21 protein-coding genes are annotated in these 26,667 nt (G+C 63.3%); 15 read left to right on the top strand and 6 right to left on the bottom strand.

The features are described 5' to 3' along the window. Positions 1-158 precede the first annotated feature (158 nt). Positions 159-896 (bottom strand): 30S ribosomal protein S2, encoded by a 738-nt coding sequence (gene rpsB / locus DQ397_RS20395; RefSeq protein ID WP_043208878.1) that lies wholly within the window; start codon positions 894-896, stop codon positions 159-161. Positions 897-1,227: 331 nt separating this feature from the next. On the opposite strand from rpsB, the gene map reads away from it, so the two are divergent. The 4 genes from map (at position 1,228) to DQ397_RS20375 (ending at position 6,808) form a co-directional block, all read left to right on the top strand. Beyond that, positions 1,228-2,010 (top strand): type I methionyl aminopeptidase, encoded by a 783-nt coding sequence (gene map, locus DQ397_RS20390; RefSeq protein ID WP_043208882.1) that lies wholly within the window; start codon positions 1,228-1,230, stop codon positions 2,008-2,010. A 29-nt stretch (positions 2,011-2,039) separates the two neighbouring features. After that, complete coding sequence (locus DQ397_RS20385) at positions 2,040-4,742, top strand: [protein-PII] uridylyltransferase (RefSeq protein ID WP_043208884.1); 2,703 nt, start codon at positions 2,040-2,042, stop codon at positions 4,740-4,742. A 27-nt stretch (positions 4,743-4,769) separates the two neighbouring features. Continuing rightward, positions 4,770-5,963 (top strand): succinyldiaminopimelate transaminase, encoded by a 1,194-nt coding sequence (gene dapC / locus DQ397_RS20380; protein ID WP_043208888.1) that lies wholly within the window; start codon positions 4,770-4,772, stop codon positions 5,961-5,963. Positions 5,964-6,067: 104 nt separating this feature from the next. Next, entirely contained in the window at positions 6,068-6,808 is a 741-nt protein-coding gene (locus DQ397_RS20375; RefSeq protein ID WP_148921607.1) for a peptidase M12, read from the top strand. A gap of 5 nt (positions 6,809-6,813) precedes the next feature. Here the strand turns inward: DQ397_RS20375 and DQ397_RS20370 are convergent, their stop codons facing one another. After that, complete coding sequence (locus DQ397_RS20370) at positions 6,814-8,460, bottom strand: Na+/H+ antiporter (RefSeq protein ID WP_043208891.1); 1,647 nt, start codon at positions 8,458-8,460, stop codon at positions 6,814-6,816. A 269-nt stretch (positions 8,461-8,729) separates the two neighbouring features. Between DQ397_RS20370 and DQ397_RS20365 the strand changes: the two genes are divergently transcribed. The 4 genes from DQ397_RS20365 (at position 8,730) to DQ397_RS20350 (ending at position 11,845) form a co-directional block, all read left to right on the top strand. Next, a complete protein-coding gene (locus DQ397_RS20365) occupies positions 8,730-9,077 on the top strand; it encodes an ArsC family reductase (protein WP_043208893.1) in 348 nt (115 codons plus the stop codon). Positions 9,078-9,118: 41 nt separating this feature from the next. Continuing rightward, positions 9,119-10,153 (top strand): 2,3,4,5-tetrahydropyridine-2,6-dicarboxylate N-succinyltransferase, encoded by a 1,035-nt coding sequence (gene dapD / locus DQ397_RS20360; protein ID WP_043208895.1) that lies wholly within the window; start codon positions 9,119-9,121, stop codon positions 10,151-10,153. A gap of 79 nt (positions 10,154-10,232) precedes the next feature. After that, positions 10,233-11,438 (top strand): cysteine desulfurase, encoded by a 1,206-nt coding sequence (locus tag DQ397_RS20355; protein WP_043208898.1) that lies wholly within the window; start codon positions 10,233-10,235, stop codon positions 11,436-11,438. Beyond that, positions 11,435-11,845: a SufE family protein gene (locus tag DQ397_RS20350; RefSeq protein ID WP_043208900.1), complete on the top strand. Its 411-nt coding sequence runs from the start codon at positions 11,435-11,437 to the stop codon at positions 11,843-11,845. Before DQ397_RS20355 ends, DQ397_RS20350 begins: the two co-directional genes overlap by 4 nt. A gap of 99 nt (positions 11,846-11,944) precedes the next feature. Here the strand turns inward: DQ397_RS20350 and tcdA are convergent, their stop codons facing one another. Continuing rightward, positions 11,945-12,754 (bottom strand): tRNA cyclic N6-threonylcarbamoyladenosine(37) synthase TcdA, encoded by an 810-nt coding sequence (gene tcdA, locus DQ397_RS20345; protein WP_043208901.1) that lies wholly within the window; start codon positions 12,752-12,754, stop codon positions 11,945-11,947. Positions 12,755-13,003: 249 nt separating this feature from the next. Between tcdA and DQ397_RS20340 the strand changes: the two genes are divergently transcribed. The 4 genes from DQ397_RS20340 to DQ397_RS20325 all read left to right on the top strand — a co-directional run bounded on the left by DQ397_RS20340 (position 13,004) and on the right by DQ397_RS20325 (position 18,135). Beyond that, positions 13,004-15,595: a glycosyltransferase gene (locus DQ397_RS20340; RefSeq protein WP_102082214.1), complete on the top strand. Its 2,592-nt coding sequence runs from the start codon at positions 13,004-13,006 to the stop codon at positions 15,593-15,595. Between the two features lie 179 nt (positions 15,596-15,774). Continuing rightward, a complete protein-coding gene (gene dapE / locus DQ397_RS20335) occupies positions 15,775-16,926 on the top strand; it encodes a succinyl-diaminopimelate desuccinylase (protein WP_070572389.1) in 1,152 nt (383 codons plus the stop codon). Then, positions 16,926-17,738 carry a putative RNA methyltransferase gene (locus DQ397_RS20330; protein WP_043215786.1) on the top strand — a complete coding sequence of 271 codons (813 nt, stop codon included), beginning with the start codon at positions 16,926-16,928 and terminating at the stop codon, positions 17,736-17,738. Before dapE ends, DQ397_RS20330 begins: the two co-directional genes overlap by 1 nt. Positions 17,739-17,757: 19 nt before the next feature. Next, the gene (locus DQ397_RS20325; RefSeq protein ID WP_043215785.1) at positions 17,758-18,135 is read left to right on the top strand and encodes a hypothetical protein; all 378 of its coding nucleotides are present in this window, start codon (positions 17,758-17,760) and stop codon (positions 18,133-18,135) included. Positions 18,136-18,232: 97 nt separating this feature from the next. Here the strand turns inward: DQ397_RS20325 and DQ397_RS20320 are convergent, their stop codons facing one another. Then, positions 18,233-18,442, bottom strand: coding sequence for a cold-shock protein (locus DQ397_RS20320; RefSeq protein WP_011535295.1), 210 nt, complete (start codon positions 18,440-18,442; stop codon positions 18,233-18,235). 231 nt (positions 18,443-18,673) lie between these two features. Here DQ397_RS20320 and plsB point away from each other — a divergent pair, with 231 nt between their 5' ends. From plsB to DQ397_RS20305, 3 genes are all read left to right on the top strand, one after another. After that, positions 18,674-21,160, top strand: coding sequence for a glycerol-3-phosphate 1-O-acyltransferase PlsB (plsB, locus tag DQ397_RS20315; RefSeq protein ID WP_043215784.1), 2,487 nt, complete (start codon positions 18,674-18,676; stop codon positions 21,158-21,160). A 102-nt stretch (positions 21,161-21,262) separates the two neighbouring features. Next, a complete protein-coding gene (locus DQ397_RS20310) occupies positions 21,263-21,661 on the top strand; it encodes a YbaY family lipoprotein (protein WP_043215782.1) in 399 nt (132 codons plus the stop codon). A 35-nt stretch (positions 21,662-21,696) separates the two neighbouring features. Further along, the gene (locus DQ397_RS20305; protein WP_043215781.1) at positions 21,697-22,386 is read left to right on the top strand and encodes a DUF4197 domain-containing protein; all 690 of its coding nucleotides are present in this window, start codon (positions 21,697-21,699) and stop codon (positions 22,384-22,386) included. Between the two features lie 102 nt (positions 22,387-22,488). On the opposite strand, the gene DQ397_RS20300 is transcribed toward DQ397_RS20305, so the two are convergent. Together DQ397_RS20300 and DQ397_RS20295 are read right to left on the bottom strand one after the other, a co-directional pair. After that, positions 22,489-25,545, bottom strand: coding sequence for an efflux RND transporter permease subunit (locus tag DQ397_RS20300; protein ID WP_070572398.1), 3,057 nt, complete (start codon positions 25,543-25,545; stop codon positions 22,489-22,491). A 6-nt stretch (positions 25,546-25,551) separates the two neighbouring features. Next, positions 25,552-26,652, bottom strand: coding sequence for an efflux RND transporter periplasmic adaptor subunit (locus DQ397_RS20295; RefSeq protein ID WP_043215914.1), 1,101 nt, complete (start codon positions 26,650-26,652; stop codon positions 25,552-25,554). Positions 26,653-26,667: the final 15 nt, after the last annotated feature.

Raw genomic sequence — 26,667 nt, 5'->3', positions numbered from 1 at the left:
AACCATTCCACCCGCTCATCACGGGCGTTCAATTCTGGAAATCCACTGTCTTGATGTCAGCGCACTACAGGATGCGACGGGATGCTGACAGGAGGATTTCAGGTGGCAAAAAGGGGGCCAAGCCCCCTTTTTGCGTGCCAAGTAGACGCAGGCGTCAATTACTCGGCAGCTGGTGCCGCCGCTTCTTCAGCGTAGACTTCGGTGCCGCCAGCAACGTTGTTGCGGCCACGGATGACGGCGTCAGCCATCGAAGTCATGTACAGCTCGATGGCGCGTATGGCGTCATCGTTACCTGGGATGATGTAATCAACACCTTCAGGGCTGCTGTTGGTATCGACAACGCCGATGACCGGGATGCCCAGCTTGTTGGCTTCGGTGATCGCGATGCGCTCGTGATCAACGTCGATGACGAACAGTGCGTCAGGCAGACCGCCCATGTCCTTGATGCCGCCCAGGCTGCGATCCAGCTTTTCCAGGTCGCGGGAGCGCATCAGGGCTTCTTTCTTGGTCAGCTTGGCGAAAGTGCCGTCTTCGGCCTGGGTTTCCAGGTCGCGCAGACGCTTGATCGAAGCGCGGATGGTCTTGTAGTTGGTCAGCATGCCGCCCAACCAGCGGTGGTCAACGTATGGCGAACCGCAACGAGCAGCTTGCTCGGCGACGATCTTGCCAGCGGAACGCTTGGTGCCGACGAACAGGATCTTGTTCTTGCCCTGGGCCAGGCGCTCTACGAACGACAGAGCGTCGTTGAACATCGGCAGGGTTTTTTCCAGGTTGATGATGTGGATCTTGTTACGCGCGCCGAAAATGAACTTGCCCATTTTCGGGTTCCAGTAACGGGTCTGGTGGCCGAAGTGCACACCGGCCTTCAGCATATCGCGCATGTTGACTTGGGACATGATAGTTCCTTGATAAGTCGGGTTGGGCCTCCACGTATCCCAATGACCAACCCACGAGCCCATCGGACTCGGAGCACCCAGGCCATCGTGTCGACACGTGTGTGGGTTTGAGCTTCCGGAGGACCTCCCCCGAAAGCGGCGCATTTTATACCACAGACCGCGAGCGAACGGAACCCAGTCAGAACAGTTCGAATCGACAAGCGACAAGCAAAAGCAAATCGCATGCAGACGGCTGCAGCTTGCAGCTCAATGCTAGGTTTGAAGCCACCCTCTGATAGAATATGGCCTTTCCCGTTTGTTCGCGCCCTCGCGGCGCCGTAGAGAGCCCGTAATGACCGTCACCATCAAGACCGCAGAAGACATCGAGAAGATGCGCATCGCCGGCCGCCTGGCCGCCGAAGTCCTCGAGATGATCGAGGAACACGTCAAGCCCGGTGTCACCACCGAAGAACTGGACCGCATCTGCCACGACTACATCGTCAATGTCCAGCAGGCCATTCCGGCACCGCTCAACTACAAAGGCTTCCCCAAGTCGATCTGCACCTCGATCAATCACGTCGTCTGCCACGGAATCCCCAACGAGAAGCCGCTCAAGGACGGTGACACCATCAACATCGACGTCACCGTGATCAAGGATGGCTACCACGGCGATACCAGCCGTATGTTCCATGTCGGCACCGTCGCCCCGTGGGCCGAGCGTCTGTCCAAGGTGACCCAGGAGTGCATGTACAAGGCCATCGAGCTGGTCAAGCCGGGTTGCCGCCTGGGCGACATCGGCGAGGTCATCCAGAAGCACGCCGAGAAGAATGGCTTCTCCGTGGTCCGCGAGTTCTGCGGTCATGGCATCGGCAAGGTGTTCCATGAAGAGCCGCAAGTGCTGCACTACGGCCGCGCCGGCACCGGCATGGAACTCAAGGAAGGCATGACCTTCACCATCGAACCGATGATCAACCAGGGCAAGGCCGACACCAAGGTGCTGGGCGACGGCTGGACCGCCATCACCAAGGACCGCAAGCTCTCGGCACAGTGGGAACACACCATTCTGGTGACCGCTACCGGCTACGAGATCTTCACCCTGCGCAAGGACGACACCCTCCCGCGCACCTCGGCCTGACGGGGCCAATCACACAGGAACGCGACTCGATGACCCAGGTGGATCCCGAGCTGTTCGACCGCGGCCAGTTCCAGGCGGAACTGGCCCTCAAGGCTAGCCCCATCGCTGCCTTCAAGAAGGCCATCCGCCAGGCGGGCACGGTGCTCGACCGGCGCTTTCGGGAAGGCTGCGAGATCCGCCCTCTCATCGAGGCGCGCGCCTGGTTCGTCGACAACATCCTGCAACAGGCCTGGAACCAGTTCGACTGGCGCGACCAGGCCGGCATCGCCCTGGTGGCCGTCGGCGGCTACGGCCGTGGCGAGCTGCACCCCTGGTCGGACATCGACCTGCTGATCCTGCTCGACAGCGCCGAGCATGAGCAGTACCGCGACGCCATCGAGCGCTTCCTGACGCTGCTCTGGGATATCGGGTTGGAGGTCGGCCAGAGCGTACGCACGGTCGATGAATGCGCCGAACAGGCCCGCGCCGACCTGACGGTCATCACCAACCTGATGGAAAGCCGCACCATCGCCGGCCCTGAAGCCCTGCGCCAGCGCATGCTGGATGTAACCAGCACCGAGCACATGTGGCCGAGCAAGGAGTTCTTCCTGGCCAAGCGCGCCGAACTCAAGGCCCGTCACCACAAGTACAACGACACCGAATACAACCTCGAGCCCAACGTCAAAGGCTCTCCGGGCGGTCTGCGCGACATCCAGACCGTCCTCTGGGTGGCCCGCCGCCAGTACGGCACCCTGAACCTTCATGCCCTGGCCGGCGAAGACTTCCTGCTGGAAAGCGAGAACGAGCTGCTGGCTTCGTCCCAGGCGTTCCTGTGGCGCGTGCGCTATGCCCTGCACATGCTTGCAGGGCGCGCCGAGGACCGCCTGCTGTTCGACCATCAGCGCAGCGTCGCCGCTCTGCTCGGTTACAGCGACGAGAACCCCAAGCGGGCCATCGAACAGTTCATGCAGCAGTACTACCGGGTGGTGATGAGCATCAGCCAGCTGTGCGACCTCATCATCCAGCACTTCGAGGAAGTCATCCTCGCTGACGAAGACAGCGGCACCACCCAGCCGCTCAATGCTCGCTTCCGCCTGCACGATGGCTACATCGAAGCGGTCAACCCGAACGTGTTCAAACGCACGCCGTTCGCCATGCTGGAGATCTTCGTGCTGATGGCACAGCACCCGGAGATCAAGGGCGTGCGCGCCGACACCGTGCGCCAGTTGCGCGAACACCGTCACCTGATCAATGACAAGTTCCGCAACGATATCCGCAACACCAGCCTGTTCATTGAGCTGTTCAAGTGCGAAATCGGCATCCATCGCAACCTGCGGCGCATGAACCGCTACGGCATTCTGGGCCGCTACCTGCCGGAATTCGGCCTGATCGTCGGGCAGATGCAGCACGACCTGTTCCACATCTATACAGTCGATGCCCATACCCTCAACCTGATCAAGCACTTGCGCAAACTCCAGTACACCCCGGTGTCGGAGAAATTCCCGCTGGCCAGCAAGCTCATGGGCCGCCTGCCCAAACCCGAGCTGATCTACCTCGCCGGCCTGTATCACGACATCGGCAAGGGACGCCAGGGCGACCATTCAGAGCTGGGCGCGGTCGATGCCCAGGCGTTCTGCAAGCGCCACCAATTGCCGGCGTGGGACAGCAAACTGATCGTCTGGCTGGTGCAGCAGCACCTGGTGATGTCCACCACCGCCCAGCGCAAGGACCTCTCGGACCCGCAGGTGATCAACGACTTCGCGCTGCTGGTGGGCGACGAGACGCGCCTGGATTACCTCTACGTACTGACCGTGGCCGATATCAACGCCACCAACCCCAGCCTGTGGAACTCCTGGCGCGCCAGCCTGCTGCGCCAACTCTACACCGAGACCAAGCGCGCCCTGCGCCGGGGCCTGGAAAACCCGCTGGACCGCGAGGAGCAGATCCGCCAGACGCAGACCGCGGCGTTGGATATCCTGGTCCGCGAAGGCACCGACCCGGACGACGTGGAGCAGCTCTGGGCTCAGTTGGGCGACGACTACTTCCTGCGCCACACCGCCGCCGACGTCGCCTGGCACAGCGACGCGATCCTCCAGCAGCCAGCCGATGGCGGCCCCCTGGTACTGATCAAGGAAACCACCCAGCGCGAGTTCGAAGGCGGCACGCAAATCTTCATCTATGCGCCGGACCAGCACGACTTCTTCGCCGTGACCGTAGCCGCGATGTCCCAGCTCAACTTGAACATTCACGATGCGCGGATCATCACCTCCAGCAGCCAGTTCACCCTCGATACCTATATCGTCCTGGACAACGACGGCGGCTCGATCGGCGACAACCCGCAGCGGGTCAAGCAGATCCGCGATGGCCTGACCGAAGCCCTGCGCAACCCTGAGGACTACCCGACCATCATCCAGCGTCGGGTGCCACGACAACTCAAGCACTTCACCTTCGCTCCCCAGGTGACCATCCACAATGACGCCCAGCGGCCGGTGACCATCCTCGAGATCACCGCGCCCGATCGACCTGGCCTGCTGGCCAGGGTCGGCAGGATCTTCCTGGAGTTCGACCTGTCGCTGCAGAACGCCAAGATCGCCACACTGGGCGAACGCGTGGAAGACGTGTTCTTCATTACCGATGCCGACAACCAGCCGCTGTCCGACCCGCAACTGTGCCTTCGTCTGCAGGAGGCCATCATCAAGCAGTTGCAGGCTGGCCAAGCCAGCGACGCCAGCCCGACCCGCGTGACCTTTTAACGATTAGATTGACGAGACCTTGCGCCGATGAACCATGCCCTGACCCAGCTTCAGCCCTACCCGTTCGAAAAACTCCGCGCCCTGCTGGGCAGCGTGAAGCCTGCGGCGGACAAGCGTGCCATCGCCCTGTCGATCGGCGAGCCGAAGCACGAATCGCCGGCGTTCGTCGCCCAGGCCATGGCCGACAACCTCGACAAGCTGGCGGTGTATCCAAGTACGATCGGCCTGCCAGCCCTGCGCCAGGCCATCGGCCAGTGGTGCGAGCGACGCTTCGGTGTACCGGCCGGCTGGCTCGATGCCGACCGTCATATCCTGCCGGTCAATGGTACCCGCGAGGCGTTGTTCGCCTTCACCCAAGCCGTGGTCAACCGCGCCGATGACGGCCTGGTGGTCAGCCCCAACCCGTTCTACCAGATCTACGAAGGCGCGGCCCTGCTGGCGGGCGCTACGCCGCATTACCTGCCATGCCTGGAAAGCAACGGTTTCAACCCTGACTTCGACGCTGTGCCGGTCGAGGTCTGGAAGCGTTGCCAAATCCTCTTCCTGTGCTCGCCCGGCAATCCCACCGGCGCCCTGGTGCCAATGGAGACCCTGAAAAAGCTGATTGCCTTGGCCGACGAGCATGACTTCGTGATTGCCGCGGACGAGTGCTACAGCGAGCTGTACTTCGACGAAGAGGCGCCGCCACCCGGTCTGCTCAGCGCCTGTGCCGAGCTGGGCCGCAGCGACTTCGCCCGCTGCGTGGTGTTCCACAGCCTGTCCAAACGCTCCAACCTGCCGGGCCTGCGCTCCGGTTTCGTGGCGGGCGATGCCAAGATCATCAAGCCATTCCTGCTCTATCGCACCTACCACGGCTGTGCCATGCCGGTGCAGACCCAACTGGCGAGCGTGGCGGCCTGGCAGGACGAAGCCCACGTGCGCGAGAACCGCGACCAGTACCGGGCCAAGTACGACGCAGTGCTGGACATTCTCCAGCCGGTGATGGACGTTCAGCGTCCCGACGGCAGCTTCTACCTGTGGGCCAAGGTGCCCGGCTGCGATGCCGACTTCACCCGCGACCTGTTCGAAGCCGAGCATGTGACTGTGGTGCCAGGCTCCTATCTGTCTCGTGAGGTGGACGGGGTCAACCCTGGCGCTGGCCGCGTGCGCATGGCGCTGGTCGCACCCTTGGCCGAGTGCATCGAGGCGGCAGAACGGATTCGCGCCTTCCTGGCTCGTTGAGAGGCGACGCGTCGGGCAGCGAACTGTCGGTGAGCAATAAGTACCGCAAATAGCCACCGGCAACAGGTAAAGCTCCGCATCTTTGACCTAGCGGAGCTTTTCCCTTGACCTCATTGATCTTTCCTCGTCGGCGCGCACCTCTGGACATGCGCCAAGCACATGCCCTGGCGATCGCCGAAAACCCTCGCAACGCTGGCAATGCACCGTTGGCCAACCGCCGTAAACGCGCCCTTGGCGTGCATGGCAAGCTCTGGCGTCCGGGCCGTACCCTTTGGGTCTCGTTCCTAGGCTCGACTGACCGGCGCCTGAAAACCGATATCTTCGACCTGGCCAGCCAATGGCTGGACGAATCCGACGCCAACCTCTCGCTCGACCTTGCGCTGGATGACGACCCACGTGCACAGATCCGTGTACGTGCCCACCCATCGCTGATACACAACGAATCGCTCGTGGGCACAGACGCGCTGACGACCAGGGGCGAAACCATGAACCTGAACGTTGTACCGGCGCAGGCAAGTTTCGAACACGTCGTGCTGCATGAATTCGGCCACGCCCTGGGCGCGGAGCACGAACATCAGCACCCTGGCGCAAACATTCCCTGGAACCTGCCCGAAGTGCTGAAAAGCGTCACCGCGATGCCCGGCTGGACGCACCAGCACGTCATGGAGGAAATGATCGGCACACGTGACGACGTCGGCCTGGTAAAGACCGACTACGACCCCGACTCAGTCATGCACTACCCAATTCCCCAGGCCTACACCTTGGGGGACTGGGAAGTTGGGCTGAACAGTCAGCTGAGCGGAAAAGACCTGGCATTCATGCGCCTGGCCTATCCCCATGACTGATGTCCTCAGCGCACTTGGCCCAGGTTCGCCTCGCTGAGGTCTAGCTCGCCCAACACCTGGCGCACCACTTCATCGCCCACCAAGTGCTGGCGATGCAGGTTGTACAGTTCAAGCCGCTGGGCGCGCAGCGCACGTAGACGCAGGCGACGTTCCAACAGGTCCATCTGCTCGGCCAGGGCCCGGGCCTCTGCCGAGTCGTTGTAGCTGTCCAGCTCATCACGGTATTCGGCCATCAGACGCGCCTTCAACTCGGTGGCCATGGTGGCTTGGGTTGCATCCTGAGCGGCGTTGGCATCAATCACTTCTTCCGCCTCCAGCGCGTGGATCGCCGCTTCTGCCGTGCGTCGCCAAGCCTCTTGGACTTCCTGGCGCAAGCGATCATCCGGGCTGCGGGTAACGCCGCGCAGCAGGATCGGCAAGGTGATCACCGCGCAAATCAGTGACAGCAGGATCACCCCAGCGGCAATGAAGATGAGCAGGTCGCGCTCGGGGAAGGCCTTGCCGGCCCCCATCAGCAAAGGTATCGACATCACACCGGCCAGGGTCACGGCGCCGCGCACCCCGCCCAAGGTCAGCAACCAGCAGGAGCGAGCCGTCGGCAGCAGCACCAGTTCAGGCTTGCCGCGCCAGCGCCGCACGACCCCAATGGCGCGCCAGATGCTCTGCACCCAGACAAAACGCAACAGGATCAATGCCGCGAAAATCGCGACCACGTCCAGGCAGCGCCAAGCCAGGGTCGGCCACACCGTGGCTTCATCGGTGACCACGGCCTTGACGATGTCCGGCAACTGCAACCCGAGCAACAGGAAGATCAGGCCATTGAAGGCAAACTCCAGCAGGGACCAGACGCTGCGGTTAAGCAGACGTGTGCTGGTCTGGCGCGGTAACAGATCGAGCCAGCTCTGCATCATGCCCGCCGCCACCGCCGACAGGATGCCCGACACTCCCAGGCGCTCGGCCAGCACATAAGCGGCGAACGGCAGCAGCAGCATGAACACCACATGGGTCGCTGGGTCATCCCAGCCCCGGGCGATCATCCACATGCGCAGGCGCCCGACCAGCCAGCTCAATACCACCCCCACGCCCAGCCCACCCAGAGCGACCAGCACGAACGTGAGGCTGGCATCGGCCAAGGAAAACACGCCAGTGATAGCTGCGACGAGGGCAAACTTGAAGGTCACCAGGCCCGAGGCGTCGTTCATCAGCGCCTCCCCCTGGAGCATGTGCATCAACGGCGTGGGCAGGCGGTCCTGGGTGATGGCCGACACCGCCACCGCATCGGTAGGCGACAGCACCGCCGCCAAGGCGAACGCCACCGGCAGGGGAATGCTGGGCAGCAGCCAGTGGATGAAGTAACCCGCACCGACCACGGTGAACAGCACCAGGCCCACTGCCAGCGCCACCACCGGACCACGGATGCGCCAAAGCTCACGCTTGGGCATGCGCCAGCCATCGGCGAACAGCAAGGGCGGCAGGAACAGGAACAGGAACAACTCCGGATCCAGCGCAACGTGCAGCCCGAGGGTCGGCCAGGCCAGCAAAGCGCCGGCGCCGATCTGCACCAGCGGAAGCGGCAGCGGAATCACCCGCCCCACCAATTTCGACAAGCTCACCAGCATCAGCAGGATTAGGACGGTATAGGCTGACTGCATCGGCAAAGCTTCCTCTTTGAACGGACAAACGACAGCGCAGGCGAGATAGCCTTTGAAACAATATGTTAGCGGTGCTCCGCTACCTAGAGCCGCTGCACGATAGTCGCAGCTGCCCTGCCAATATGTAACACAATGCTACTCCTCTCGATGCGACAACCCTGCGCGACCACAGCCGTGGCGCTCAATGGAACGATGCCGCATAATCCGGCGACTGACTTTCGGGAGAACATGGGGAGGATTGGGGAAGCCAACGATCCCCGATGAATTCAATGGCTTACACTCTCTACGGCATCAAAGCCTGCGACACCATGAAGAAGGCCCGTACCTGGCTTGACGAAAAGGCCGTCAGCTACGCCTTCCATGACTACAAGACTCAGGGCATCGACCGCGACAGCCTGAACCGCTGGTGCGAGGAGCACGGCTGGGAAGTGATCCTAAATCGCGCCGGCACCACCTTCCGCAAGCTGGACGACGCCAGCAAGGCCGATCTCGACCAGGCCAAGGCCGTCGACCTGATGCTGGCCCAGCCTTCGATGATCAAGCGCCCGGTGCTCGATCTCGGTAACCGCACCCTGGTGGGTTTCAAGCCCGACCTGTACGCCGCGGCACTGGCCTGAACCGCCTTCGCTTCAACCCCTTATTCGCATGAGGTAATTGCATGTCCACTACCCTGTTCAGCCTGGCCTTCGGTGTCGGCACCCAGAACCGCCAGGGCACCTGGCTGGAAGTCTTCTACGCTCAGCCTGTCCTCGCCCCGAGCGCTGAGCTGGTCGCAGCCATCGCGCCGATCCTCGGCTACGAAGGCGGCAACCAGGCCATTGCCTTCAGCAACGCCCAGGCCGCCCAGTTGGCTGAAGCCGTCAAGGGCGTGGACGCCGCCCAGGCCGCACTGCTGACCCGCCTGGCCGAAAGCCACAAGCCGCTGGTCGCCACCGTGCTGGCTGAAGACGGCGCCCTGACCTCCACGCCAGAGGCGTACCTGAAGCTGCACCTGCTTTCGCACCGCCTGGTCAAGCCACACGGCGTGAGCCTGGCCGGTATCTTCCCGCTGCTGCCGAACGTCGCCTGGACCAACCAGGGCGCGGTCGACCTGAGCGAGCTGGCCGAATTGCAACTGGAAGCGCGCCTCAAAGGCGAGCTGCTGGAAGTGTTCTCGGTGGACAAGTTCCCGAAGATGACCGACTACGTGGTTCCAGCTGGCGTGCGTATCGCCGACACCGCCCGTGTACGCCTGGGCGCCTACATCGGCGAAGGCACCACCATCATGCACGAAGGCTTCGTCAACTTTAACGCTGGCACCGAAGGCCCAGGCATGATCGAAGGCCGCGTCTCCGCAGGCGTGTTCGTCGGCAAGGGCTCGGACCTGGGCGGCGGCTGCTCGACCATGGGTACCCTGTCCGGCGGCGGCAACATCGTCATCAAAGTCGGCGAAGGTTGCCTGATCGGCGCCAATGCCGGTATCGGTATCCCGCTGGGCGACCGCAACACCGTGGAAGCTGGTCTGTACATCACTGCCGGTACCAAAGTGAACCTGCTGGACGAGAACAACCAACTGGTCAAGGTAGTCAAGGCGCGCGACCTGGCCGGCCAGACCGACCTGCTGTTCCGTCGCAACTCGCTCAACGGCGCGGTGGAGTGCAAGACCCACAAGTCGGCCATCGAGCTGAACGAGGCGCTGCACGCCCACAACTGAGAACCTGCCCGGGTTTGAAGTGATAAGATCGGGGCTGACGTCATGTCAGTCCCGATTTTTCATTCCAGGCCCCGCGATCATGTTCCAGCCCTCCCCCTGGCGTGCCGACTTCCCCGCCATCGCCGCCCTGCAACGCCAGCACCAGACCTACCTGGACAGCGCCGCCACCACGCAGAAACCTCAAGTTTTGCTCGATGCCCTGAGCCATTACTACGGCCATGGCGCAGCCAACGTGCATCGTGCCCAGCACCTGCCTGGCGCGTTGGCGACCCAGGCCTTCGAGGCTAGCCGCGACAAGGTAGCCGCTTGGCTCAACGCCGCAGATTCCCGGCAGATCGTGTTCACCCATGGCGCCACCTCGGCCCTCAACCTGCTGGCTTATGGCCTGGAATACCGCTTCGAAGCAGGCGATGAGATCGCAATCAGCGCCCTGGAACACCACGCCAACCTGTTGCCCTGGCAGCAACTGGCGCGACGGCGCGGTGTGCGCCTGGTAGTGCTGCCACTGGACGAACATGGCCGCATCGATCTGGACCAAGCCCTGCAACTGATCGGCCCGCGCACCCGGTTGCTGGCGGTCAGCCAGCTATCCAACGTGCTGGGCACCTGGCAGCCACTGCCGGCCCTGCTCTCCCACGCACGCGCCCAAGGCGCGCTGACGGTGGTCGACGGTGCCCAAGGCGTTGTGCATGGCCGCCATGACGTGCAGCAACTGGGCTGCGACTTCTACGTATTTTCCAGCCACAAACTCTATGGCCCCGAAGGCGTCGGTGTGCTCTATGGCCGTCTGCAGGCACTGGAGCAGCTGCGTCACTGGCAATTTGGCGGTGAGATGGTGCAACTGGCCGACTACCAAAGCGCCAGTTTCCGTCCGGCACCGCTGGGTTTCGAGGCCGGCACGCCGCCGATCGCCGGAGTCATTGGCCTTGGGGCGACCCTCGACTACCTGGCCAGCCTCGACGCCACCGCCGTGGCCCACCATGAGACCAGCCTCCATCACTCCCTGCTGCGCGGCCTGGGCGATCGCGAAGGCATCCGCATCCTGGGCACGCCACAAGCGGCCCTGGTGAGCTTTGTGGTAGAGGGTGTGCACAATGCCGATATCGCTCATCTGCTCACCGAGCAAGGTATTGCCGTACGCGCCGGCCACCACTGCGCCATGCCACTGCTCAAAGGGCTGGGCCTGGAGGGGGCGATTCGCGTGTCCCTGGCCTTGTACAACGACAGCGACGACCTGCAGCGGTTCTTCGATGCCCTGGATCAAGGCCTGGAGCTGCTGCGATGAGCTTGCCTACCGCCGCCAGCCAGGCGCTGGAGCACTTCGAACAGGCCCGGGGTTGGGAGCAGCGGGCGCGGTTACTGATGCAATGGGGCGATCGCCTGGAGCCGCTGACAGAAACACAGCAAACCGATGAGCATCGTGTGCACGGCTGCGAAAGCCTGGTGTGGCTGGTGGCCGAGCACGTCGACGGCCAGTGGCACTTCAAGGCCAGTAGCGACGCGCGTCTGCTGCGCGGGCTGTTGGCGCTGTTGCTGGTGCGGGTGCAAGGCTTGCCCAGCGCGGAGCTGGCGCAGGTCGATCTGCGCGGCTGGTTTACCCAGTTGGGGCTGGAACGTCAGCTCTCGCCGTCACGCTCCAATGGCCTTCATGCGGTATTGCAGCGAATGGCTGAATTGGCGGGCCGTCAGTGACTGGGGGCTCTTCGCCGGTAAGCCTGTGAAAGGGCTCCTCAGGCCACTGTCATCCCTGGCCCCTCGGCCCGATGGGGCAGGCGGCGAGCAATCACTGGCTTACTCGGCCTTGACCCGCTCCGAAGGCCGTCGGGCACCGCCCACCAGTTTTTCCACCGCCTTGCTCGCCGCGACCATGCCGAAGGTTGCGGTGACCATCATCACTGCCCCGAAGCCGCCCGCGCAGTCCAGGCGCACGCCCTCGCCCACGAAGCTCTTTTGCAGGCACACGCTGCCATCACCCTTGGGGTAGCGCAGCTGCTCGCTGGAGAACACACAGGGCACACCGTAGTTGCGCGATACATTGCGCGAGAAGTTGTAGTCGCGCCGCAGGGTCGAGCGTACCCGCGAGGCCAGCGGGTCATTGAAGGTCTTGTTCAGATCGCCGATCTGGACCTGGGTCGGGTCGATTTGCCCGCCCGCGCCGCCGGTGGTGACGATGGCGATCTTGCGACGACGACACCAGGCGATCAGTGCGGCCTTGGCCATCACGCTGTCGATGCAGTCGATGACGCAATCGAGATTTTCAGTGATGTACTCGATCATGGTATCGCGGGTAACGAAGTCAGCCACCGCATGCACGGTACAGGCCGGGTTGATCGCCCGCAGGCGCTCGGCCATGACCTCGACCTTGGGCCGTCCGACTTGCCCTTCCAAGGCATGAGCCTGGCGGTTGGTGTTGCTCACGCAGACATCATCCAGGTCGAACAGGGTGATCTCGCCAACACCACTGCGGGCCATGGCTTCGGCGGCCCAGGACCCGACCCCACCGATACCGACGATCGCCACGTGGGCCCGGCGCAGGCGCTCCAGGCCTTGCTCGCCATACAGCCGGGCAACGCCGGCGAAGCGTGGATCTTCTGTGCTCATGATCACCCCCTGAAAAAACGGCGCGCATTATAAGCCAACAGGCGGGCCCTGGGGCTTTCGTGCTACCCGCTCACCGCACCTGGCAGCCCTTGCGAGGCGCTGGTTAGTAAAGCCCCTACAAATCCTGCTTTAATATCCCACTTATCGCAGTGGTCCTGAGCAATAGCCGAGCGGCTTCAGAACTTCATCTCCGGCGGGAAATCCAAGCCATTGCCCGCCCCCGCTCTCCTTTCGGAATCTGAAACATCTATGTCATCACGCAAATTCGGTCTCAACCTGGTAGTGGTCCTGGCCATTGCCGCGCTGTTCACCGGTTTCTGGGCGCTGATCAACCGTCCAGTGTCTGCCCCCGCCTGGCCGGAGCAGATCTCTGGTTTCTCCTATTCGCCGTTCCGCCTCGGGCAAAGCCCGCAAAAGGGGCAGTACCCCAGCGACGAAGAGATCCGCCAAGACCTAGAACAGATGAGCAAGCTGACCGACAGTATCCGCATCTATACCGTCGAGGGCACCCAGGCCGACATACCGCGCCTTGCCGAAGAACTTGGTCTACGCATCACCCTGGGGATCTGGATCAGCCCGGACCTGGAACGCAACGAACGCGAAATCGCCAAGGCGATCGAACTGGCCAATACCTCCCGCAGCGTGGTCCGGGTCGTGGTGGGCAACGAGGCGCTGTTCCGCAAGGAGGTCACGCCCGAGGCGCTGATCGGGTACCTGGACCGGGTGCGTGCTGCGGTCAAGGTGCCGGTCACGACCAGTGAACAGTGGCACATCTGGAAGGAAACCCCCGAACTGGCCAAGCATGTCGACCTGATCGCCGCACACATCTTGCCCTATTGGGAATTCGTGCCGATGAAGGACTCGCTACAGTTCGTTCTCGACCGCGCCCGCGAACTCAAGCATCAGTTCCCCCGCAAACCCCTGCTGCTTTCCGAAGTCGGCTGGCCAAGCAACGGCCGCATGCGCGGCGGGGCCGACGCGACCCAGGCCGACCAGGCCATCTACCTGCGCACACTGGTCAACACGCTAAACCGACGGGGCTACAACTACTTCGTCATCGAGGCTTACGACCAACCCTGGAAAGCCAGCGACGAAGGCTCGGTGGGTGCCTACTGGGGCGTGTACAACGCCGCGCGCCAGCAGAAGTTCAACTTCGAGGGGCCGGTCGTGGCCATCCCGCAGTGGCGCGCCCTGGCGGTGGCGTCTGTAGTACTGGCGATGATTGCCCTGACCGTACTGCTGATCGACGGCTCGGCACTGCGCCAGCGCGGTCGCACCTTCCTCACGTTCATTACCTTCCTGTGCGGATCGGTGCTGGTGTGGATCGCCTATGACTACAGCCAGCAATACAGCACCTGGTTCAGCCTGACCGTCGGCGTGCTCCTGGCCTTGGGCGCATTGGGCGTGTTCATCGTGCTGCTGACCGAAGCCCATGAACTGGCCGAAGCGGTCTGGATCCACAAGCGCCGGCGCGAGTTCCTGCCGGTGCAAGGCGATTCGGCCTATAGGCCAAAGGTGTCGATCCATGTGCCGTGCTACAACGAACCGCCGGAAATGGTGAAACAGACTCTGGATGCCCTCGCCGCCCTGGACTATCCGGACTACGAAGTGCTGGTGATCGACAACAACACCAAGGATCCGGCCGTCTGGGAGCCGCTCAAGGCCCACTGCGAACGCCTGGGCGAACGCTTCCGCTTCTTCCACGTCGCACCGCTGGCCGGTTTCAAGGGTGGCGCGCTGAACTACCTGATCCCTCATACGGCCAAGGACGCCGAAGTGATCGCGGTGATCGACTCGGACTACTGTGTCGACCGCAACTGGCTCAAGCACATGGTGCCGCACTTCGCCGACCCGAAGATCGCCGTGGTGCAGTCGCCCCAGGACTACCGCGACCAGCACGAAAGCGCTTTCAAGAAGCTGTGCTACAGCGAATACAAGGGCTTCTTCCACATCGGCATGGTCACTCGCAACGACCGAGACGCGATCATCCAGCACGGCACCATGACCATGACCCGACGCTCGGTCCTGGAAGAGCTGGGCTGGGCCGAATGGTGCATCTGCGAGGATGCCGAGTTGGGTCTGCGGGTGTTCGAGAAGGGGCTTTCGGCCGCCTACGCCCACAACAGTTATGGCAAGGGCCTGATGCCCGACACCTTCATCGACTTCAAGAAACAGCGTTTTCGCTGGGCCTATGGCGCCATCCAGATCATCAAGCACCATGCCGCCGCGCTGTTGCGGGGCAAGGGCAGCGAACTGACCCGTGGCCAGCGCTACCACTTCCTCGCCGGCTGGCTGCCGTGGATCGCCGACGGCATGAACATCTTCTTCACTGTCGGTGCCCTGCTCTGGTCGGCGGCGATGATCATCGTTCCACAGCGGGTCGACCCACCGCTGATGATCTTCGCCATCCCGCCACTGGCGCTGTTCTTCTTCAAGGTCGGCAAGATCATCTTCCTCTATCGCCGCGCAGTCGGCGTGAACCTCAAGGATGCCTTCGCCGCCGCGTTGGCCGGGCTTGCTCTGTCGCACACCATCGCCAAGGCGGTGCTGTACGGCTTCTTCACCAGCAGCATGCCGTTCTTCCGCACCCCGAAGAATGCCGACAGCCATGGCTTGCTGGTGGCGATTTCCGAGGCGCGCGAGGAGTTGTTCATCATGCTGCTGCTCTGGGGCGCTGCGCTGGGCATCTATCTGGTCCAAGGCCTGCCGGGGGCGGACATGCGCTTCTGGGTGGCGATGTTGTTGGTGCAGTCGCTGCCTTACCTGGCGGCGCTGGTGATGGCAATGCTGTCATCCTTGCCGAAGCCTGGGGATGAGGCCGTCGAGGCCAAGGCTACCTGACACAGGGGCTGGCCGGGTCACGCCCTGTGGGAGCGCCTCCAGGGTTAGCGATGACTTCTGTCGGAGCGGCCTTGTGTCGCGAAGGGGCCGCAGCGCGGCCCCATTCCCAGTGCCCGTCTTATTCGTTTGATATAAGATAACGCCCCTGTTTTCCCGCCCGCCTTGCCCCGGAGTCCTTCATGACGGCCCCAGCCGAGCTTTCGCCTACCCTTCAACTGGCCTGCGACCTGATCCGTCGCCCCTCGGTCACTCCCGTCGATGCCGACTGTCAGGCCCAGATGATGCAGCGCCTGGGTGCCGTCGGTTTCGAACTCGAGCCGATGCGTATCGAGGACGTCGACAACTTCTGGGCCACCCACGGCAACCAGGAAGGCCCCGTGCTGTGTTTTGCCGGCCACACCGACGTGGTCCCCACCGGCCCGGTGCAAGCCTGGCAACATGAGCCTTTCGAAGCCCTGATCGATGCCGATGGCATGCTCTGCGGCCGTGGCGCCGCGGACATGAAAGGCAGCCTCGCCTCGATGGTGGTGGCCAGCGAACGCTTCGTGCGGGACTACCCGAACCACCGCGGCAAGGTCGCCTTCCTCATCACCAGCGACGAGGAAGGCCCGGCGCACCATGGCACCAAGGCCGTGGTCGAACGCCTCAAGGCACGCAACGAGCGTCTGGACTGGTGCATCGTCGGTGAACCTTCCAGCACCAGCCTGCTGGGCGATGTCGTGAAGAACGGCCGTCGCGGCTCGCTCGGCGCCAAGCTGACCGTACGCGGCAAGCAAGGCCACGTGGCCTATCCGCACCTGGCGCGCAACCCGATCCACCTGGCCGCGCCGGCCCTGGCGGAACTGGCCGCCGAACACTGGGACGAAGGCAATGCGTTCTTCCCGCCGACCAGTTTCCAGATCTCCAACCTCAATTCCGGTACCGGCGCCACCAACGTGGTGCCGGGTGAGCTGACCGCGCTGTTCAACTTCCGCTTCTCCACCGAATCCACGGTCGAGGGCCTGCAGGCTCGCGTGGCAGCAATCCTCGACAAGCATCAGCTGGAGTGGAGCATCGACTGGGCGCTGTCTGGCCTGCCATTCCTCACCGAGCCGGGCGAGCTGCTCGATGCGGTTTCGGCCAGCATCAAGGGCGTGACCGGTCGTGATACCCAGCCCTCCACAAGCGGTGGTACCTCCGACGGGCGCTTCATCGCGACCCTCGGCACCCAGGTGGTCGAGCTCGGCCCGGTCAACGCGACCATTCACCAGGTCGACGAACGCATCCTGGCCAGCGACCTCGACCTGCTGACCGAGATTTACTACCAGACCCTGGTACGGTTGCTCGCCTGATGCTCGCCTGCCCGCTCTGCCAGGCCGCCCTGACGCGGCTCGACAACGGCGTGGTGTGCCCCGCCGGGCATCGCTTCGACCGTGCCCGCCAGGGCTACCTGAACCTGCTGCCGGTGCAGCACAAGAACAGCCGCGATCCAGGCGACAACCAAGCGATGGTCGAAGCCCGCCGCGACTTCCTTGATGCTGGCCACTACGCGCCTGTCGCCCGGCGCTTGGCTGAACTGGCCGCCGAACGCCAGCCCGGCGCCTGGCTCGACATCGGTTGCGGCGAAGGCTATTACACCGCGCAGATCGCCCAAGCGTTGCCGCAAGCCCAAGGCTATGCGCTGGATATCTCCCGCGAGGCGGTCAAGCGCGCGTGCCGCCGGGCCCCGCAGGTGACCTGGATGGTCGCGAGCATGGCTCGCGTGCCGCTGCTCGATGCCAGCTGCCAATTCATCGCCAGCGTGTTCAGCCCGCTGGACTGGCAGGAGGCCAAGCGCCTGCTCAGCCCCGGCGGCGGGCTGATGCGGGTGGGGCCGACCAGCGGCCATCTGATGGAACTGCGCCAGGTGCTCTACGATGAAGTACGGCCTTACGCCGATGACAAGCACCTGGCCCTGATTCCCGAGGGCATGCATCACGCCCATGGCGAAGTGCTCGAGTTCCGCCTGAGTCTGGCCGAGCCCAAGGCTCGCGCCGACCTGCTGGCCATGACACCGCACGGCTGGCGCGCCAGCGCCGAAAGACGCGCACGAGTGATCGACCAGCCCGAGCCGTTCGACGTGACGGTTTCCATGCGTTATGACTATTTCGTGCGCCAAGACTGAGCACACCCGGAGCCTTTTTATGCGCCAACCCGATATCGAGATCTACCTCAAGGACACCGACGTCGACCACAAGCAAGTGGCCGAATGGCTCAGCCAGGCATTGGGTACTTGTAGCGAATGGCAGCAGCGTGGCCAAACCTGGAAATGCATGGCCGGTAACATTCCGGTCACCTGGGTACCCAAGGCTGTAGGGAAATGGAACAGCCTGTTCCTCGAAAGCGACCAGACGCCATGGGACGACGACATCGCCTGTGCTCGCGCTGCCTATGCCGCGCTGGGCGTCGAAGTGCGCTGCGCACCCGGCAGCTGGGCCGAAGAAGATGGTGAAGAAGATGCCGATCGCTGGATCCGCATCAGCGCCGACGGTGAACAGGAAATCACCTGGCGCACCCACTGAGGCTACTGCCGACACGCCGCAGCTTCACGTTGGATCGCATCAGGCTGCAAGCTCCACGGACAGCTTGCAGCTTGAAGCTTACTGCTCCAGACGGCGGTCAGAGACCGACGACGTCCTCAGCCTGCAGGCCTTTCTGGCCTTGCACAAGGGCGTACTCCACCTGTTGTCCCTCGACCAGGGTACGATGCCCCTCACCGCGGATAGCACGATAGTGGACGAAGACATCCGCCCCACCTTCACGCTGAATGAAGCCATAACCCTTGGCATCGTTGAACCACTTCACATTCCCAGTCTCACGAGACGACATCTGAACTACTCCGGATTTTTATTTTGAAGATCGCCTTGCAAGCACGAGGTCACCACCCCGTGCCGACGCAGCTCGCAGAAATATCTTGCAAGCTGCGGACCGAGTATATGACAGCGAACAAAAAAATTTCATGACTGGGCGTCGATTTGGCGAATTTTGCCGAACTTGCGCAGATACGGCAGACTAACTGCCTGGAATATCACTTAAAAATCTCTCCCAGGGCACACACCCATGACCCGTTCCCCCCTGCGCCGACTGATTTTCGGCGCCTTGCGTCGCCTGTTGTACCTGTGGGTGCGCTCCGAAACCATCAACCAGTCATCTCTGTCTCTGAAGCTCGATCGCAGCCGTCCCGTGTTCTACGCCCTGCCTTCGCCTTCGCTGACGGACCTGGCCGTCGTCGATCGCGAATGCACCAAGGCGGGGCTACCGCGTCCTGTGCTGCCGGTCAGTGTCGGTTCGCTGCAGGAGCCTGCGGCTTTCTTCTACCTGACGCCCGATCCGGACTGGCTCGGCCGTCATGACAAACGCGGCGCGCCCCCTACCCTGGAGCGTCTGGTCGGCGCAGTGAGCCAGCATCCGGAAGAGGACGCGCAGATCATTCCGGTCAGCGTGTTCTGGGGCCAGTCGCCCGCCAGTGAGTCCAGCCCCTGGAAACTGCTGTTCGCCGACAGCTGGGCGGTTACCGGCCGCCTGCGCCGTCTGCTGACCATACTGATCCTGGGCCGCAAAACCCGTGTGCAGTTCTCAGCGCCTATTCACCTACGCGAGCTGATCCAGCACAACAAAGGCCACGAGCGCACCGTGCGCATGGCCCAGCGCATCATGCGCGTGCACTTTCGCAACCTCAAAACCGCCGTCATCGGCCCGGACATCTCCCACCGACGCAACCTGGTCAAGGGCCTGGTCCATGACCCACTGGTGCGCCAGGCAATCAGCGACGAGGCCGAACGCGAGAAGATCCCTTACGCCAAGGCAGAAGCCCAGGCCCTGCGTTACGGCAACGAGATCGCCTCGGACTACACCTATACGGCGATCCGCTTCCTCGAAGTGGTGCTCAGCTGGTTCTGGAACAAGATCTACGACGGCATCAAGGTCAACCACATCGAGCAGGTGCAAGGCATCGCGCCAGGGCACGAGGTGATCTACGTGCCATGCCACCGCAGCCATATCGACTACCTGCTGCTCTCGTACCTGTTGTTCCGCAACGGCCTCACGCCCCCGCACATCGCCGCCGGCATCAACCTCAACATGCCGGTGATCGGCGGCCTGCTGCGCCGTGGCGGCGCCTTCTTCATGCGCCGGACCTTCAAGGGCAACCCGCTGTACACGGCGGTATTCAACGAATACCTGCACACCTTGTTCACCAAGGGCTTCCCGGTGGAGTACTTCGTCGAAGGTGGGCGCTCGCGCACCGGGCGCATGCTGCAACCGCGCACCGGGATGCTGGCCATCACCTTGCGTAGCTTCCTGCGCTCCTCGCGCACACCGATCGTCTTCGTGCCGGTGTACATCGGCTATGAGCGCGTGCTCGAAGGCCGTACCTACCTGGGCGAGCTGCGCGGGGCGAGCAAGAAGAAAGAGTCGATCTTCGACATCTTCAAGGTCATCGGCGCACTCAAGCAGCGTTTTGGCCGGGTCTATGTCAATTTCGGCGAACCGATCCGCCTCAATGCCTTCCTCGACCAGCAGCAACCCGGTTGGCGCGAGCAAGCCCTGGGCCCGCAATTCCGCCCGGCCTGGCTGAACGAAACCACCACCCGCCTGGGCGAGACCGTGGCACGTCACCTGAACGAAGCGGCGGCGATCAATCCGGTCAACCTGGTGGCCCTGGCACTGCTGTCCACCAGCCGCCTGGCACTGGACGAACGCGCCCTGACCCGCGTGCTGAACCTGTACCTGGCCTTGCTGCGGCAGGTCCCCTACTCCCCTCACACCACCCTGCCGGAGGGTGACGGTCCGGCCTTGATCGAACATGTCAGGGGCATGGACCTGCTCTCGGAGCAAAAGGACGCCCTGGGCCGCATCCTCTACCTGGATGAAGCCAACGCAGTGTTGATGACCTACTACCGCAACAACATCCTGCACATCTTCGCCCTGCCGGCGTTGCTGGCGAGCTTCTTCCTGAGCAGCTCACGCATGAGCCGCGAACTGGTCGGCCAGTACGTCAAGGCGTTGTATCCGTACCTGCAGGCTGAACTGTTCCTGCGCTGGACACCCGAGCAATTGGACGAGGTCATCGACCAATGGCTCGACGCATTGGTAGCACAGGGTCTGCTGCGCTTCGAGAACGGCGTCTATCTGCGCCCGGCCCCAAGTTCGCGGCAGTTCGTCCTGTTGACCTTGCTGGCCCGGAGCATCACCCAGACGTTGCAACGCTTCTACATGGCCACGTCCCTGCTGCTCAACAGCGGCCAGAACACCCTGAGCGCCGAGGAGCTGGAAGACCTGTGCGTGATGATGGCCCAGCGCCTGTCGATCCTGCATGGCCTGAATGCCCCGGAGTTCTTCGACAAGACGCTGTTCCGCCATTTCATCCAGACCTTGATCGACCAGGATGTACTGCGCCCCGACGGTCAAGGCAAGCTGGGCTATCACGACAAGCTCGGCGAACTCGCCGAGGGCGTGGCCAAGCGCGTGTTGTCGGCGGAGCTGCGCTTGTCGATCCGCCAGGTAGCGCTGCACCGCGATGAGCCGGTGGAGGTAGCACCCGCCTGAGATAAGCCCGGACGCAGTAGCCCCAACGCTGAAGACTCCGGAAAAATCCGCTAAAGTCCCTGAGGTTGGCCAAAAGCCAACCCCAAGGACACCGGAGATTCCATGAAAAAACTCTTCATGCTGTGCGGCGTATCCCTGCTCGCAGCCTGCACCAGCAACACACCCTCCCACCAGGCCAGCCTGGATGGCGAAGTCTACTATCTGCAACGCATGGCTCTGCCACCGGCTGCCACCCTGAGCGTGAGTTTGCAAGACGTCTCGCTGATGGACGCCCCGGCGGTGACCTTGGCCAACCAGGCCGGCCCGGTGAAGGGCAATGTGCCGCTGCCGTTTCACCTCACCTACGACCCGACCCAGATCAAAGCCGGCCACCGCTACGCAGTCAGCGCACGCATCGAGCTGGACGGCAAGTTGCTGTTCATCAACACCGAACACCACGGCGTGAACCTCGACGGCAGCGATCCGCAGCCTGTGCGCATCAAGGTCGACCCGGTGCGCTGAGCCCGCCCTCTCCCAGCTATAAGGAAATACCCAGCATGATTCGCACCTCCCTGCGCTTCACCACCCTGTGCGCCGGCCTGCTGCTGTCGGCAAGCGCCCTGGCCTTGTCGCTCGGCGACCTGAGCCAGAAAGATGCCACCGGCGGCCTGAAGGACGCCCTGACCCAGGGCGCTCAGATCGCCGTCAAGCAACTGAGCACGCCTGGCGGCTTCAGCAACAACCCGGATGTGCGCATCGAATTGCCAGGCAACCTGGGCAAGGCCGCCAAGGCCATGAAGATGTTCGGCAAGGGTGAGCAGGTCGAAGCCCTGGAAAACAGCATGAACAAGGCGGCCGAAGCAGCGGTTCCGCAGGCCCAGGCGATTCTGGTCGATGCGGTCAAGAAGATGACCGTGACCGACGCCAAGGACATCCTCAACGGCGGCCAGGATTCGGCAACCCAGTACCTGAACAAGAGCAGCCGTGAAGAAATCCGCGCCAAGTTCCTGCCGATCGTCAAGCAAGCCACCGACAAGGTTGGCCTGGCGCAGCAGTACAACAACTTCGCCGGCCAAGCCGTGGCCCTAGGCGTGGTAGACGCCAAGAGCGCGAGCATCGAGAACTACGTGACCGAGAAAGCGCTCGATGGCCTGTTCGAGATGATCGGCAAGCAGGAGCAGAACATTCGCCAGAACCCAGCCCAGGCCGCGACCAGCCTGGCCAAGAAGGTGTTCGGCGCGCTTTGAAGCGCGCGGCTGCAAGCTGTAAGTTTCAAGCGGTAAGCCACAAGCAAGACGCGAGGCCTGCGTGGCTCGTCCCCCTTGTGGCTTGCCGCTTGCCGCTCCCAGCTAGCCGCTTTTCCTCACTCTGAACCACGCCGCATACAACGCTGGCAGGAACAACAGCGTCAGCACGGTCGCTACGATCAACCCGCCCATGATGGCCACCGCCATCGGCCCGTAGAACACGCTGCGCGACAGCGGGATCATTGCCAATACCGCCGCCAGGGCGGTGAGCACGATCGGTCGGAAGCGCCGCACCGTAGCTTCGATGATCGCCTGCCAGCGATCCAGCCCCGCCGCAATGTCCTGTTCGATCTGGTCGACCAGGATCACCGAGTTACGCATGATCATCCCCGCCAGTGCGATGGTGCCGAGCATGGCGACAAACCCAAAAGGCTGCCGGAACACCAACAGGAACAGCGTCACGCCGATCAGCCCCAAGGGCGCGGTGAGAAACACCATCACCGTGCGCGAAAAACTGCGCAACTGCACCATCAGCAACGTCAGCACCACCACGATGAACAGTGGCATGCCGGCGTTCACCGAACGCTGGCCGCGCTCGGCATCTTCCACGGCGCCACCGACTTCCAGCAGGTAACCCTCGGGCAAGGTATCGCGCACCGTTTGCAAGGTTGGCAGGATCTGCTTGACGAGCGTAGCCGGCTGCTCCTTGTCATAGATGTCGGCCCGCACGGTCACCGTGGGCAGGCGGTTGCGGTGCCAGATCACGCCTTCTTCGAAGCCGTACTCCAAGGTCGCCACCTGGGACAACGCCACGCTCTGGCCGTTGTCGGTGGGCAGCGCGAGGCTGCCGAGGTTGCCCAGCTCACGGCGTTCCTGGCCGGTGCCGCGTAGCAGGATCTCGATCAGTTCGTTGTCTTCGCGGTACTGGCTGACCGTGGTGCCGGTCAGCGAGCTTTGCAGGAAGCTCGACAGATGCGCGGTGCTTACGCCCAAGGCCCGGGCGCGGTCCTGGTCGATCTCCAGGAACACCGCCTTGCTCGGCTCCTCCCAATCGAGGTGCACGTTCACCACATGGGGGTTCTCGCGCACCTTGACCGCTACCTCCCGCGCCAGGGCACGAACCTTCTCGATATGCTCGCCCGTCACCCGGAACTGCACCGGATAGCCCACCGGCGGACCGTTCTCCAAACGGGTGACCCGTCCACGCAGCTCGGGGAATTGCGCATCCAGCGTGGCGATCAACCAGCTGCGCAGGGCTTCACGATCCTCCAGGCTCTTGGCCAGTACCACGAACTGGGCAAAGCTCGCCGCCGGCAATTGCTGGTCCAACGGCAGGTAGAAACGCGGCGACCCCGTGCCGACATAGGCCACATAGTTGGCGATGCCATCCTGCTGCTTGAGCAGTGCCTCCAGTCGCTTGACCTGCTCGGTCGTATTGGCCAGCGATGCACCTTCGGTGAGTTTGAGGTCGACCATCAGTTCGGGCCGGCCCGAGGCCGGGAAGAACTGCTGGGGCACGAAGCGGAACAGCAGGATGCTGCCAACGAAAGCCGCGACCGTCAGCACGATCACTGTCTTGCGCCGGCGTACGCACCACTCCACGACGCGGCGCACACGCTGGTAGAACGGCGTGCCATAAGGATCCGGACCGTGCGCGCCCTCGGCGTGACGCTTGGCCAGGTCTGGCAACAGGCGGTCGCCCAGGTAAGGCACGAAGACCACCGCGGCCACCCAGGACGTCAGCAAGGCAATGGTCACCACCTGGAAGATAGAACGTGTGTATTCGCCAGTACTGGAGGCCGCCGTGGCGATCGGCAGGAAGCCCGCCGCCGTGATCAAGGTGCCAGTGAGCATCGGGAATGCCGTGCTGGACCAGGCATAGCTCGCCGCCTTGAGCCGGTCGAACCCCTGCTCCATCTTGATCGCCATCATCTCCACGGCAATGATGGCGTCGTCCACCAGCAGCCCAAGCGCCAGCACCAGTGCGCCAAGGGAGATCTTGTGCAGGCCGATGCCGAAGTAATGCATCGTGGCGAAGGTCATGGCCAACACCAGTGGAATGGCCAGGGCCACCACCAGGCCGGTGCGAAGGCCCAGGGAGAAAAAACTCACCAGCAGCACGATGGCCAGGGCTTCGACCAGGACCTGGACGAACTCCCCTACCCCTGCCTTCACCGCAGCGGGCTGGTCCGAAACCTTGCGCAACTCCATGCCCGCCGGCAGGTTGCGCGCCAGGCGGGCGAACTCGCCTTCCAGGGCCTTGCCCAGCACCAGGATGTCGCCACCGTCCTTCATCGAGACCGCCAGGCCGATTGCGTCCTCGCCCATGAAGCGCATGCGTGGCGCAGGTGGGTCGTTGAAGCCGCGATGGACCTCGGCCACATCCCCGATACGGAAGGTGCGATCACCTACGCGGATCGGGAACTGGCGAATCTGCTCGACGCTGTCGAAACGTCCGCTGACACGCAACTGCAAACGCTCGCTGGGGGTCTCGAAGAAACCTGCGGTGCTCACCGCGTTCTGCTCGCTCAGCGCCTGCTGCACCGCCTGCAACGGCACGCCGAGGGTGGCCAGCTTGAGGTTCGAGAGCTCGATCCAGATTTTTTCGTCCTGCAGGCCGATCAGCTCGACCTTGCCCACGTCCTTGACCCGCTGCAGTTGGATCTGGATACGGTCGGCGTAGTCCTTGAGCACGGCGTAATCGAACCCGGGACCTGTCAGTGCATAGATGTTGCCAAAAGTCGTGCCGAACTCATCGTTGAAGAACGGCCCCTGAATCTCGGGCGGCAAGGTATGGCGAATGTCCGCGACCTTCTTGCGGATCTGGTACCACAGCTCGGGGATGGCATCGGAGTGCATGGAGTCCCGGGCCATGAACGTCACCTGGGACTCGCCTGGACGCGAGAACGACACGATCCGCTCGTACTCGCCGGTTTCCATCAGTTTCTTTTCGATGCGCTCGGTGACCTGCCGGGAGACCTCCTCGGCGGTAGCACCCGGCCATATCGTGCGGATGACCATGGCCTTGAAGGTGAACGGTGGATCCTCGCTTTGCCCCAGCTTTGTGTAGGACATCGCGCCAATCGCGCCCAGGAGGATCATCAAGAACAGCACGATCTGCCGGTTGCGCAAGGCCCAGGCGGAAAGGTTGAAACCCATCGGGAATTACTCCTTGGTCGCCAGGTTCACATCACGGTTGGAACGGTCCACGGGCCGGACCTGCTGGCCCTCGCGCAACACATGGCCACCTGCGGCCACTACCCAGTCATCCGCCTTCAGCCCTTCGAGCACCGGCACGCTGTCATCGCCATAAGGGCCCAGGCGCACCACCGCGCGTTCGAGGCGGTTGTCCTTGCCGATGCGCCAGACGTAGGCTTGCCCCTGTTCGGCCGTAACCGCCGAAAGCGGCACCGACAGCGGCGCGCGTTCAGCGTGGGCAATGAACACTCGCGCGCTTTGCCCCAGCTCGGCCGGCGTGCTGGAGGTGGTGAAGGCAATCCGCGCAGCGAAGGTACGCGAGCGAGGATCGGCCGCCGGAGACAGCTCACGGATGCGCCCCGGATAACGCGCGTTCGGGTGCGACCACAGCTCCACACTCACCGTTTGCCCCACGCCAAAGCGGGCGAATTGCTGCTCCGGCAGGCCGATGAGCACTTCTCGCTCACCATCGGCGGCCAGGGTGAACACGGTCTGCCCTGGCGCCACAACCTGACCCACCTCGACCTGACGCTTGGCGATCACGCCTGCTTGAGGTGCCCGGAGCACGGCGTACTCCGCCTGGTTGCCGGCCACGTCGAATTCCGCCTTGGCCTGCTTGAGACGCGCCTGGCCTGCGCGATAGAGGTTCTCGGCGTTGTCGTACTGGGAACGGCTGACCATCTGCCGCTCCAGCAGCTTCTGGTAGCGATCGCGCTCAGCCCGCACCAGGGCCAGGTTGGCTTCGGCGGCAGCGAGCTGGGCGCGGTTGGCCTCCAGTTGCAGACGGACATCCTGTGGGTCGAGCTCGGCCAGCGGCTGGTCGGCCTTGACCCGCTGCCCCTCCTCCACCAGGCGCTTGCTCACCTTGCCGCCAATGCGAAAGGCCAGCTCAGGCTCGAAGCGAGCCCGCACCTCGCCGGGATAACTGTCGGCCGAAGCACCCGTTGGCTGGGGCTGAACCACCAACGCCGGGCGCGGCACAGCAGGGGCCGCGGCCTCCTGACCGCAAGCGACCAGCAGAAACGCCAAGGTGGCGGGTAAAACGATGGGCACGGCATGACGCAACATGATGGATGTCCTTTC

This window comes from Pseudomonas sp. CK-NBRI-02, assembly GCF_008124495.1.
Classification (GTDB): domain Bacteria; phylum Pseudomonadota; class Gammaproteobacteria; order Pseudomonadales; family Pseudomonadaceae; genus Aquipseudomonas; species Aquipseudomonas guariconensis.
This window is presented reverse-complemented; position numbering and strand designations above follow the sequence as displayed.